Source organism: Mycolicibacterium sp. XJ870 (genome assembly GCF_053483975.1).
This window is the reverse complement of sequence record NZ_JBEFTI010000012.1, coordinates 161,440-172,707: the sequence shown is the minus strand read 5'-3', so window position 1 is coordinate 172,707 and position 11,268 is coordinate 161,440. Positions and strand designations below refer to the sequence as shown.

The 11,268-nt window shown below is 67.7% G+C and carries 12 protein-coding genes; 9 read left to right on the top strand and 3 right to left on the bottom strand.

Annotation, left to right across the window (positions count from 1 at the left end; translation table 11 throughout):
• Nucleotides 1-27: 27 nt before the first annotated feature.
• Nucleotides 28-1,287: a diaminopimelate decarboxylase gene (gene lysA, locus ABQF30_RS29000; protein ID WP_448470413.1), complete on the bottom strand. Its 1,260-nt coding sequence runs from the start codon at nucleotides 1,285-1,287 to the stop codon at nucleotides 28-30.
• A gap of 129 nt (nucleotides 1,288-1,416) precedes the next feature.
• On the opposite strand from lysA, the gene ABQF30_RS28995 reads away from it, so the two are divergent.
• The 3 genes from ABQF30_RS28995 (at nucleotide 1,417) to ABQF30_RS28985 (ending at nucleotide 4,216) form a co-directional block, all read left to right on the top strand.
• On the top strand, nucleotides 1,417-2,031 hold the full coding sequence (locus tag ABQF30_RS28995) for a TetR/AcrR family transcriptional regulator (protein WP_448470411.1): 615 nt from the start codon (nucleotides 1,417-1,419) through the stop codon (nucleotides 2,029-2,031).
• The gene (locus ABQF30_RS28990; RefSeq protein WP_448470409.1) at nucleotides 2,024-2,941 is read left to right on the top strand and encodes an SDR family NAD(P)-dependent oxidoreductase; all 918 of its coding nucleotides are present in this window, start codon (nucleotides 2,024-2,026) and stop codon (nucleotides 2,939-2,941) included. The genes ABQF30_RS28995 and ABQF30_RS28990 overlap by 8 nt, the downstream gene beginning before the upstream one ends.
• Before the next feature lie 66 nt (nucleotides 2,942-3,007).
• On the top strand, nucleotides 3,008-4,216 hold the full coding sequence (locus ABQF30_RS28985; RefSeq protein WP_448470407.1) for an MFS transporter: 1,209 nt from the start codon (nucleotides 3,008-3,010) through the stop codon (nucleotides 4,214-4,216).
• Here ABQF30_RS28985 and ABQF30_RS28980 read toward each other — a convergent pair.
• Both ABQF30_RS28980 and ABQF30_RS28975 read right to left on the bottom strand, forming a co-directional pair.
• A complete protein-coding gene (locus tag ABQF30_RS28980; RefSeq protein ID WP_448470477.1) occupies nucleotides 4,166-4,489 on the bottom strand; it encodes a DMT family transporter in 324 nt (107 codons plus the stop codon). The two genes, ABQF30_RS28985 and ABQF30_RS28980, sit on opposite strands and share 51 nt — an antisense overlap.
• Nucleotides 4,489-4,824: a DMT family transporter gene (locus ABQF30_RS28975; RefSeq protein WP_448470405.1), complete on the bottom strand. Its 336-nt coding sequence runs from the start codon at nucleotides 4,822-4,824 to the stop codon at nucleotides 4,489-4,491. Before ABQF30_RS28975 ends, ABQF30_RS28980 begins: the two co-directional genes overlap by 1 nt.
• A gap of 135 nt (nucleotides 4,825-4,959) precedes the next feature.
• On the opposite strand from ABQF30_RS28975, the gene ABQF30_RS28970 reads away from it, so the two are divergent.
• The 6 genes from ABQF30_RS28970 to ABQF30_RS28945 all read left to right on the top strand — a co-directional run bounded on the left by ABQF30_RS28970 (nucleotide 4,960) and on the right by ABQF30_RS28945 (nucleotide 11,096).
• Nucleotides 4,960-5,604, top strand: a complete 645-nt coding sequence (locus ABQF30_RS28970) for a VWA domain-containing protein (protein ID WP_448470403.1) — start codon at nucleotides 4,960-4,962, stop codon at nucleotides 5,602-5,604.
• Nucleotides 5,601-7,166, top strand: a complete 1,566-nt coding sequence (locus ABQF30_RS28965) for a carboxylesterase/lipase family protein (protein ID WP_448470401.1) — start codon at nucleotides 5,601-5,603, stop codon at nucleotides 7,164-7,166. Before ABQF30_RS28970 ends, ABQF30_RS28965 begins: the two co-directional genes overlap by 4 nt.
• 76 nt (nucleotides 7,167-7,242) lie before the next feature.
• Nucleotides 7,243-7,752, top strand: coding sequence for a cation:proton antiporter regulatory subunit (locus tag ABQF30_RS28960; RefSeq protein ID WP_448470399.1), 510 nt, complete (start codon nucleotides 7,243-7,245; stop codon nucleotides 7,750-7,752).
• Nucleotides 7,753-7,755: 3 nt separating this feature from the next.
• Nucleotides 7,756-8,901, top strand: coding sequence for a cation:proton antiporter (locus ABQF30_RS28955; protein ID WP_448470397.1), 1,146 nt, complete (start codon nucleotides 7,756-7,758; stop codon nucleotides 8,899-8,901).
• Nucleotides 8,902-8,956: 55 nt separating this feature from the next.
• Nucleotides 8,957-10,363 carry an NAD(P)/FAD-dependent oxidoreductase gene (locus ABQF30_RS28950; RefSeq protein WP_448470395.1) on the top strand — a complete coding sequence of 469 codons (1,407 nt, stop codon included), beginning with the start codon at nucleotides 8,957-8,959 and terminating at the stop codon, nucleotides 10,361-10,363.
• 109 nt (nucleotides 10,364-10,472) lie between these two features.
• A complete protein-coding gene (locus ABQF30_RS28945; RefSeq protein WP_448470393.1) occupies nucleotides 10,473-11,096 on the top strand; it encodes a LysM peptidoglycan-binding domain-containing protein in 624 nt (207 codons plus the stop codon).
• Nucleotides 11,097-11,268: the final 172 nt, after the last annotated feature.

Below are 11,268 nucleotides of genomic sequence, written 5' to 3'. Positions count from 1 at the left end.
AATCTTGGGGCCCAAAGCGCGATCGCGTCAGTCGACATCGCGGATCAGCAGATCCGCCCACATGTCACGGCGCACCACCAGCCGGGCAGTTCCATTGCGCGCGAATACGACCGGAACGCGGCGGGCGCCGTTGTACTGGTTGGACATCGTGTAGCAGTACGCGCCGGTGACCGGCACGGCCAGCAGGTCCCCGACCGCCGGATCCCGCAACGCGACGCCGTCGATGAGTTGGTCGCCGGACTCGCAGTGCCTGCCGACCACGCGGACCGTTTCGCCGCCGCCGACCCGGTTGGCGATGGTGGCCTCGAAGCGCTGTCCGGTCAGCGACACTTCCAGGTTGTCACCCATGCCACCGTCCACTGCGACGTGGGTGATGACCCCGCGTTTGACGGTGGTGACGCGGTAGAGCGTGCACGCGGCCGTCGCCACCATGCTGCGGCCGGGCTCCACGATGATCCGGCTGCCTTGCGGTAACAGCGCGCCGGCCTGACCCACCATCGCCTCGGCATAGTCGTCGAGGCTCGGCGGATGTTCGTCGTAGGTGTAGCGCGCACCGAGGCCGCCGCCGAGGTCGTACACGTCGAACGTGCCGAGTCTGGCGATCGGCTCCACCGCTGCGGCCAACTGTTCGACGTTGAGCAGTTGTGAGCCCACATGGGTATGGACGCCGTCGAGGCGCAACCGTGGGCTGGATTCGATGCGGGCGATCGCCGCGCGGGCGTCCTGGGGCATGAGGCCGAATTTCGAACCGGCGTGACCGGTGGCCTGCGAGGCGTGCGTCGCGGCCTCGACGCCGGGGATGACGCGGACGAGGCAGGCTTGCTCACGGCCGGGGCCGACGAGGTGCTCCAACCGGTCGATGTCGTCGAAGTTGTCGACCACGATCAGGCCGACGCCGTTGTCGACGGCCAGAGTGAGTTCCTCGTCGGTCTTGGCGTTGCCGTGCAACACGAGCCGGGCCGGGTCGGCGCCGGCCTTGACAGCGGTCAGGATCTCACCGCCGCCTGCGACATCGAGGTGCAGACCTTCCTCGGCCATCACCCGCTGGATTGCGGTGCACGGGAACGACTTCGACGCGAACGCCACATCGCTGCGCGGCCACCGGGTGCGGAATGCGGCCAGGTAGTCGCGGGCCCGTTGCCGCACCGCGTCCTCGCTCACCACGATCGCCGGCGTGCCGAACTGGTCGGCGATGTCGTCGAGGCGGCAACCACCGACCATCAGGGTGCCGTCGGCGTCGGGCTGTGTCCCAGGGGGGAACAGGCCGATCAGATCTTCGAGCGTCACGGCCTCAGCGTGCCACCGGTTCGCGGCCGGTGAACCGGCTGCGGAGAAGTCCGTGGAAAACCCGCGTGGCGTCACACCCGCGGGCTCGCTATACTGTCTGTAACGATCCTTACAGACAGGATTTCCGCGATGAACGCTCCGCTCAGCAGAAGGCAGCAACAAGGGGCGAGTTCGCGCGAACAGATCCTGGACGCCACCGAACAATTGATGGCCACCAGGGGATACGCGGCGACCTCGATCAGCGACATCCGCAAAGCCTGTGGATTGCCGGCCAGCTCCATCTACTGGCACTTCGGCTCCAAAGACGGCGTGCTCGCCGCCGTCATGGAACGCGGAGCCGAACGGTTCTTCGCCGCCATACCCACCGACGGCAGCGCGGCCGAACAGTTGGCGGTCACTGCGACGCTGCAATCCCAGCACCCGGAGTTCCTGCGGTTTCTCTACCTTTTGTCCCTGGAACGCGGCGACGATCCGGTGGTGAACGAGGTGGTGCGCCGGGTGCGCGATACCGCCATTGCCCGGTTCTCCGACGCGGTACGCCGGCTGCTGCCGCCCGATCTCCCGGACGACCGTGCCCAGCCGATAGTGGCCGAGCTGACGGCATTCGCCGTCGCGCAGTCCGACGGCGTGTTCTTCGCCAGACACCTCGAGCCCGACAGCACGGATGTCGCGCGCATGTACCAGCGGCTGTGGCAGGCCGTCACCGCCCTCGTTCCGATACTCCTGGAGGAAAGTCATGGGTAACACAAAAGTCAGGACAGCGATCATCACCGGCGCCAACACCGGGCTGGGTTTGGAATGCGCACGCGCTCTGTTGAATTCGGATCCGACGTGGCATGTGGTGCTGGCCGTCCGCGACACCGCCAGGGGCGCCGACGCGGCGGCCGCGCTCGGCCATTCCGGGCGCACCACGGTCAGCGAACTCGACCTGGCATCTCTGCGGTCGGTGCGCGACTTCGCCGACCGGCTGCCTGCTCTGGGCCTGCCGCCGCTGCACGCGCTGGTGTGCAACGCCGGGCTGCAGATGGTCGGGGGTGCCCAGACGACGGCCGACGGCTACGAAATGACGTTCGGCGTCAACCATCTCGGCCATTTCGCGTTGGTGCACAGTCTGCTCGACGCCCTCGTCACGCCGGCGCGGATCGTGGTGGTCAGCAGCGGCACTCACGATCCGGACAAGTTCACCGGGATGCCCGCACCGCACTACACGAGCGCCCAGCACCTCCTGTATCCCCCGCCGGAAGGTCTGACAGGCGAAGAAGGCCGACGCCGCTACACCACCTCCAAGCTGTGCAACATGTTGTTCAGCTATGAGCTGGACCGGCGCCTGGGACGTGGTGACCGTGGCGTGACGGTGACCGCCTTCGATCCGGGTCTGATGCCGGGCTCGGGCCTGGCCAGGGACTACTCCCGCGGCATGCGGCTGGCGTGGCGTCTTCTCATGCCGGCGCTTCGGTTGCTGCCCAATGTGAACAGCACCCGCCGCTCCGGGACACACCTCGCGGCGCTGGTCGCCGACCCGACACTTGACGGCGTCACCGGTGCCTATTTCGAAGGAGTTCGCCGCATCAGGTCGTCGAAGGATTCCTACGACGAGGGTAAGGCCGCCGACCTGTGGCAGGTCAGCGAACGGTTGGTGTCGGCAGTGCACTGAGCCGCAGCGGCCGGCGGTAGTGTCGCCTCAGTGTCATCCAGTCCAGAATCAGTGCAGCGTGATTCGGTGACAACCCGTCGGGCGCGCATCGCCGTCGCGGCGCTGTTTCTGACCAACGGGGCGATCTTCGCCAATCTGTTGCCGCGCTATCCGGAGATCAAGACGGACCTGCACCTGAGCAACGCGGCGTACGGGGCGGCCATCGCGGCGTTCTCGGGCGGGGCGCTGGTCGCCGGCCTGACCGCCGGGGCACTGATCCGGCGGTTCCGCAGCGCGCGGGTGGCGGTCGTCGGCACGGTCGCCCTCGCGGCGTTCGTGGTGACCGCGGGCCTGGCGCCGACGCCGCTGATGTTGGCCGCCGCGCTTTTCCTCGCCGGGGCGTGCGACTCGGTGGTCGACGTTGCGCAGAACGCGCACGGGCTGCGACTGCAGCGCGACTACGGCCGGTCGATCATCAACTCGCTGCATGCGGTGTGGGCGGTCGGCGCGATCCTCGGCGGGCTCACCGGCGCCGCCACGATCGCACTGGGCATCCCGCGTGGCATGCACCTTTCGGTGATCGCCGTGGTGTTCAGCGCGGTGGCGCTGGTCGCCTACCGCTACCTGCTACCCGGACCAGACCACGATGACCATCCGGCGACGCGGGCCCCGGCCGGCACCAAGGCGGGCCCTCGGGTCTACCTCATCCTGCTTGCCCTGGTGCTGATCGCCATCGCGGGCGCGACCGTTGAGGACGCCGGAAGTTCGTGGGCCACCCTGTATCTGCGGGACACCCTGCATGCGCCACCGGCCATCGCCGCGTTCGGCTACATCGCGCTCGTCGGGTTCATGTTCGTCGGCCGGCTGATCGGTGACCGGATGGTGGATCGGTTCGGTGAGACGGCGGTGGTGCGTGTCGGCGGGTTGATCGCGGCGGTCGGCATGGGAACCGCACTGGCGTTCCCCACCATCGTCGGGACCATTGCGGGGTTCGGCGCAGCGGGTCTCGGCGTCGCCACGTTGGTGCCGGCGGCCATGCACGGAGCCGACCAGTTGCCCGGGCTGCGGCCGGGCACCGGGCTGACCGCGGTGACGTGGCTGATGCGGGTTGGGTTCTTCGGGGCACCGCTGCTTGTCGGTCTCGTCGCCGACGCCGCCGGGTTGCGCGTCGGCCTGCTGGTGGTGCCGCTGGCCGGGGTGTTGGTGATGCTGCTCGCCGGCGTGCTGGGGCGGATCCGGCCGACGTCAGTGCACGGCGCCGGCCATCTCGATCGTGAACACACCCGACACGATTAGTGCGATGCCGAGCATCATCACCGGTGTCAGTGGATCTTTGAACAGAAACTTTGCGATCAACGCGACGAGTGCGACACCGCACGCCGTCCAGATCCCATAGGCGATGCCGACCGGCACCCCCATCGACAGGGCGACCCACAACAGATAGAACGACGTCGTATAGCCGCCAAGCACGGGCACAAGCCAGGCCTTGCGGCGCAGCCCTTCCGACGCGCGCAGGGCAAGCGTCGCGAACACCTCGACCAGTATCGCGCCGGCCAGGGCGAGCCACATCACGGCTGCGCCTCGCGGGGATGCGATCCGAGTTCGACCAGCAGGACGCCCGCGATGATCAGCCCGATTCCGGCGACGATGGGCCAGGTGAACGGATCACCGAACAGGGCCGCCGCCAGCACCGCGGTCGCGGCGGTGCCGAGGGCACCCCAGATGCCGTAGGCCACGCCCACCGCCATTCCGGCCCGCAGCACCAGGGTCAACAAGAGGAAGGACGACACATATCCGGCGACCACAAGTACCAGCCAGCCGGAATGGTCCTGGGACGCGCGCAGCGACAGCGTGGCGGTGACTTCGGTGCCGATGGCCGCGACCAGCAACGCCCACTTCCGCACCGCATCAAGGTAACGGACGCCGGCACAGTGCCGCCGCACGGCCGATGCTGATCGTGAAGCGGAAGAGGGGGTGACGTGTCGGCGCCCGTGGGTACCGTGGGGAAGTTCACGCCCCGAATTCACTCAGGAGCTGCCATGACCGATCCGATGCGTACCCTCCTCGCTGTACTGCTCGACCGGTCCGGCTCGATGGAAGCCATCAAGGGCGACACCGAGGGCGGCTTCAACGCGTTCATCGACCAGCAGCGTTCCGAGCCGGGTGACGTGCGCGTCACCCTCGCACAGTTCGACACCGCCTACGACGTGGTGTTCGCGAACCGGGCGATCGGCGAGGTACCGCGGTTGGCGCTGCAACCCAGGGGCCGTACCGCGCTGTACGACGCGGTGGGCCGGCTCATCACCGACGTCGGCGCCGAACTGGCGGCACTGCCCGAAGCCGAGCGCCCGGGCAAGGTCATCGTGGTCGTGCTCACCGACGGGCACGAGAACGCCAGCAAGGAATGGACGCACGAAGCGGTAAGCGCGGCGATCCGCCGTCAGGAGTCCGAATTTTCCTGGGATTTCCTGTTTCTCGGCGCCAACATGGACGCGGTCGCGATCGGGCAGAGCCTTGGCTTCGCCGCCGACAAGTCGATCACCTATGAGGCCTCCGGTGACGGCGTGTCCGGGGTGTTCGCGGCAGCTGCGGGCTATGTGACGCGCAAGCGCGCCTCGGCACCCGGTGCCGCGGTCGACGGATTCTCCGAAGCCGACAGGGCGGCTGCGAAAGGCACCCGATGACAGCCGGCGCCGGTCCGTCCGACGGGCCGGTGGTCGACACCGAGTACGGGCCGGTTCGCGGAACCGACGACGGAAAGGTCAAGTCCTGGCTGGGAATTCGGTACGCCAAGGCTCCGCTGGGTGAATTGCGGTGGCGCGCACCGGAGCCGCCCACGCGGTCGCTGGAGGTGTCAGACGCCACCGCAGTGGGTCCGGTCTGTCCACAGCCGACCGATCCGAGTATTCCGCTGGACCTCGGTGGTCAGCAGGGCGAGGACAGTCTGGTGCTCAATGTCTGGGCACCGTCCGGCAGCGGGCCCGGGGCCGGTAAACCGGTCATGGTGTGGGCACACGGCGGCGCCTATGTGCTCGGCTCGGCCAATCAGCCGCTGTACCGGGGCCGGGTGCTGGCCTCGGAAGGCGACGTCGTGGTCGTCACCGTCAACTACCGCCTCGGCGCGTTCGGGTTCCTCGATCTGTCCGAGTTCAACGGTTCTGGGGGAATGCGTTTCGACACCAACGTCGGGCTGCGCGACGTGCTGTTCGCGCTGCGTTGGGTGCGCGACAACATCGCCGCATTCGGTGGCGATCCCGACCGGGTCACCCTGTTCGGCGAATCGGCCGGCGGCGGGATCGTGACCACCCTGCTGGCCAGCCCCGCCGCCGAAGGGCTGTTCTCCACGGCGATCGCGCAGAGTTCACCGGCGACGTCGATCTATGACGCGGCCCGCTCTCGCCGCGTCGCCGCAGGGTTGCTCGACAGGCTGAAACTCGGGCGCGATGACATCGGCCGGCTGGCGCATGCCCCGCTGGCAGCGATCCTGGCCGCAACGCAGGAGATTTTCAACGAGATTCCGGCGCAGGCCCCGGGCACGCTGGGCTTCGCACCGATCGTCGACGGCGACGTGGTGCCGGACTATCCGGTCAAACTCGCCCGCGAGGGCCGCACACATCCGGTGCCGTTGATCATCGGCACCAATGAGCACGAAGCGGCCCTGTTCCGGTGGATGAAGTCCCCGCTGATGCCGATCACCCCGGAGGCCATCCGGACGATGTTCGATGGGATCGCATCCGAACAGCCAGGCCTGCGCCTACCCACCGAGGCTGAGATCGTCTCGGCCTATTCGGGTCTGCGCACCAAGGCCATCGGGATGGGGGTGGCGCGCGATGTCGGCTTCCGGATGCCGTCGTTGTGGTTCGCCGAGGGGCACAGCGCCGTCGCTCCGGTGTACCTCTACCGATTCGACTACTCCACGCCGATGCTGCGGTTGTTACGGCTGGGCGCCGCGCACGCCACCGAGCTGCCCTATGTCTGGGGCAATCTCGTTGCCGGGCCCAGAGATCCGACGTTCAAGCTGGGCGGGCTCAAGCATGGCCGGGCGGTGTCGCAGCGGATGCGGCGGCGCTGGACCAACTTCGCGACCACCACCGAGCCGTCCGGTGCGCCGGGAGAACCGGTGTGGCGGAAGTACCGCCGCGACGACCGGGCCACCCTGGTGATCGACAAACAGGACAAGACCGTAGCCGACCTGGACCGCGACCTGCACGCAGCCTGGGGTAGCGAGGTGCTCAACTTCCGGTGACTCGGCACTGCCGCCTGGCCGAGATATCTGCCGAAGTCGCCACCTGATCCATGCCCTCAGACCGCAGTATGGGGGCATGGAAGTCAAAGAGGTAATGCTGCCGGGTGTAGGCCTGCGGTTCGAATTCGAGAACCGTGACGGTGACCGGATCGGCGTCGTGGCCCTGCGCACCGGAGACTTCGAGGTGGTGGTGTACCCCCACGAAGACCCCGATCAGGCGCAGCAGGTGTTCCGGTTGTCCAACGAGGAGGCCGACGCGCTGGCACAGATTCTCGGCGCGCCACGGATCGCCGAGCGGTTCGCCGACCTGACTCGGGAAGTGCCCGGGCTCGACGCCGGGCAGGTGGCCATCAGACCGGGCGGCCCCTTCGTCGACCGGCCGCTCGGCGATACCCGGGCGCGCACCCGCACCGGCGCCTCCATCGTCGCCATCGTGCGCGACGAGGAGGTCCTCGCTTCACCGGGCCCGGCCGAGCTGTTGCACGTCGGAGACGTGCTGGTGGTGATCGGCACCCAGGCCGGCATCGCCGGGGTCGAGCAGATCGTCGCACACGGCGACCCGGCAGGCCCGGCGTCACAGGCCTGACCTGTGCAGGTTTCGGCGGCGCTTCTCCTCGAGCTCGGCATCATCCTCACGGTGCTGACCGTGCTCGGCACGGCCGCGCGCCGGTTCGCGTTGTCACCAATCCCGCTGTATCTGTTGGCCGGATTGGCCCTGGGCGAGGGCGGCATCGCGCCGGTGCCTGCCGCCGGTGAATTCGTCAGCGCAGGCGCGACCATCGGGGTGGTCCTGCTGCTGCTCACGCTGGGACTGGAGTTCTCGATCGGCGAGTTCGCCACCAGCTTGCGCAGACACCTGCCGTCGGCCTGGGTTGACTTGATTCTCAATGCGATTCCAGGGGCGATCGCCGGCTGGCTGCTCGGCCTGCAGGGGGTGGGGATCCTGGCGCTGGCCGGCGTCACCTACATCTCGTCGTCCGGCGTGATCGCCCGATTGCTGGGAGATCTCCGCCGGCTGGGTAACCGGGAAACGCCCGCGGTGCTGTCGGTCCTGGTGCTTGAGGATTTCGCGATGGCGGCCTATCTCCCGTTGCTGGCCGTATTGGCGACCGGTGGCACGCTGCTGCAGGCGTTGTTCGGCATGGCCGTCGCGATCACCGCGTTGGTCACTGCCTTCGTCGTGTCCTACCGCTGGGGCCACCACGTCACCCGGTACGTCGCGCATCCGGACAACGAACAACTGCTGCTGCGGGTGCTGGGCCTCACCTTGATCGTCGCCGCCGTCGCAGAGTTCATCCACGCCTCTGCCGCGGTCGGGGCATTCCTGGTCGGGCTCACCCTCACCGGTGAATCCGCGCACCGGGCGCGGACAGTGCTGAGTCCGCTACGTGACCTGTTCGCGGCGATCTTCTTTCTCGCCATCGGCATTTCGGTGGATCCGGGGGACCTGGTGCCGATGCTGCCCGCCGCACTGGCGCTGGCGGCGGTCACCGCGGGCACCAAGGTACTCACCGGGCAGTTCGCCGCGCGACGGGAGGGAGTCGGCAGGCCGGGCCAACGGCGTGCCGGTACCGCGCTGATCGCCCGCGGTGAATTCTCGCTCGTCATCATCGGTCTGGTGGGAGCCACCTACGAACAGCTCGAGGCGGTCGCGACGCCGTACGTGTTCATCCTGGCCATTGTCGGCCCGGTGCTGACCCGCTACGCAGGCACCAGGCCGGTGATCCGGGGCTGAGCAAATGTCCGGGTGAACACGCGCGGGGCCTGACCGCAGCCCGTAGTGTCGCAGGGTGCAAACCGTTTTCGATACCGACGTCGACCCCGCACTCGTGGACCGTGCGCTTGCCGCGAGCATTTCCGGCTCGGTGTGGCTGGACCTTCCGAGGCCTCATTATCCGGCGCTGACCAATTCGGCCAGCTGTGATCTCGCGGTGATCGGCGCCGGCTACACCGGCTTGTGGACGGCGCTGCATGCCGCCGAACGCCATCCCGACTGGCGGATCGTGCTGATCGACGGAAACCGGGTCGGCTGGGCGGCGTCCGGACGCAACGGAGGGTTTGTCGACGCCAGCCTGACCCATGGCAAGGAGAACGGAAAGTCTCGCTGGCCCAACGAGATCGACACGCTCGAGGCGATGGGTATGGACAATCTCGACGGTATGCAGGCCGACATCGAGCGGCTGGCCCTGGACGTGCAGTGGCAGCGCACCGGAATGCTGACGGTGGCCACCGAGCCGCACCAGGTCGGCCATCTGGCCGAATCCGCGGAAGCAGGCGAGGGCACGCTGCTGAACACCGAGAAGGTCCGTGCACAGGTCCGGTCACCGACTTATCTGGCGGGCCTGTTCGAACCGGACACCTGCGCGATCGTGCACCCCGCCAAGCTGGCGCTCGAACTCGCCCGCGCGTGTGCCGACGCCGGCGTGCACATCCACGAACACACCACCGCCCGCTCGATCAACTCCGGCGGCGCGGTCCTGCGCATCGACACCGGCGAGGCTGTCATCACCGCCCGCCAAGCGGTGCTGGCCACCAATGTCTTCCCAAGCCTGTTGCGGCGCAACAAGTTCCATACCGTTCCAGTTTACGACTACGTGCTCGCCACCGAACCGCTCACCGACGAGCAATTGGACCGGATCGGCTGGCGAGGACGCCAGGGCGTCGGCGATTGCGCCAACCAGTTCCACTACTACCGGCTCACCATGGACAACCGCATCGTGTGGGGCGGGTACGACGCCGTCTACCGTTTCGGCGGCAAGGTCAAGGCCGACTATGAAGACCGGCCCGCGACCTACCGCAAGCTCGCGGCGCACTTCTTCCTGACGTTCCCGCAACTCGACGACGTGTCGTTCAGTCACCGCTGGGCCGGTGCAATCGACACGAACACCCGCTTTTGCGCGCACTGGGGGTTGGCGCGCGAAGGTCGGGTCGCCTATACCAACGGGTTCACCGGGCTGGGCGTCGCGGCAGCCAGGTTCGCCGCCGACGTCTGCCTCGACCTGCTCGCCGGCGCCGGCACGCCGCGCACTCAATTGGAGATGGTGCGCAAGCGGCCACTCCCGTTCCCTCCGGAACCGTTGGCCAGCATAGGAATCCAGGCCACCCGGTGGTCATTGGACCGCGCCGATCATGCGGCAGGAAAGCGTAACCTGCTGCTGCGCACCCTGGACCGGCTCGGGCTGGGCTTCGATTCGTAACCCAAGAGTTCGTTCAGCGTTTGAATTCCACCGAGCCGAACGGCCCACAAGCAAATCGATGATCAGTAAGCTCGTTTGAGTCGGTTGAATGTCGAGAAAGGGGAGCTGAGTGGGAGACACACTTACTGAAGGACAGAAGCTCGAACGAGGGGGGTCGCTCACTTCCAACAACGGCGCTTACACGCTGACGTTGCAGGATGACGGCAACCTTGTGCTGTACGCCCGCGATCAAGCGATCTGGTCGACGTCGACCAATGGCGAGGACGTCCAGCGTGCGGAAGTGCAGTCCGACGGCAACTTCGTGCTGTACACCTCGGACAAGCCGGTCTGGCACACCGACACCAAGGGTAAGAAGGACGTCAAACTCGTTCTGCAGGACGACCGGAACCTGGTGCTCTACTCCAAGGACGGAGTGGCGTGGGCGTCGAAGACCGACACCACCGAACCGCCACCACCTCCGCCTGCAGCCGCCGAGCCCGACGTCGCGCCTGCCGCGGTCGAGGAGCCGGCCGCCGCGCCGGAACCTCCGCCCGCACCGGCCGCGCCGCCGCCACCCCCGCCTCCTCCGCCGCCGCCGGCGCCGCGCACCTACACGGTGGTGTCCGGTGACACGCTGTGGGCGATCGCCGAGCGGTTCTACGGTGACGGCAACAGGTATCAACAGATCGCCGACGCCAGCGGTATCGCCAATCCCGACCTGATCCATCCCGGACAGGTCCTGACGATTCCCTGACCTCACGACAATGAAGGCCCGGACCTCAGCGGTCCGGGCCTTCGTTTCGTCGACCGTAGTGCGTTGCCGGTAATTTCGGCCCGCTAACTCGCCCGCAACCGGCCATCGCCCCGGTACCGTTGAGAACCAACCACGACCGCAGATCGATCGGAGGCCAACCGTGCGCCAGCCG

What these genes read in the sequence shown, in the direction of transcription:
- ABQF30_RS28960 (WP_448470399.1), top strand. Translation starts at nt 7,243, where the DNA reads ATGGAAGTCAAAGAGGTAATGCTGCCGGGTGTAGGCCTGCGGTTCGAA.
- ABQF30_RS28995 (WP_448470411.1), top strand. Translation starts at nt 1,417, where the DNA reads ATGAACGCTCCGCTCAGCAGAAGGCAGCAACAAGGGGCGAGTTCGCGC.
- ABQF30_RS28980 (WP_448470477.1), bottom strand. Translation starts at nt 4,489, where the DNA reads ATGTGGCTCGCCCTGGCCGGCGCGATACTGGTCGAGGTGTTCGCGACG.
- ABQF30_RS28965 (WP_448470401.1), top strand. Translation starts at nt 5,601, where the DNA reads ATGACAGCCGGCGCCGGTCCGTCCGACGGGCCGGTGGTCGACACCGAG.
- ABQF30_RS28970 (WP_448470403.1), top strand. Translation starts at nt 4,960, where the DNA reads ATGACCGATCCGATGCGTACCCTCCTCGCTGTACTGCTCGACCGGTCC.
- ABQF30_RS28990 (WP_448470409.1), top strand. Translation starts at nt 2,024, where the DNA reads ATGGGTAACACAAAAGTCAGGACAGCGATCATCACCGGCGCCAACACC.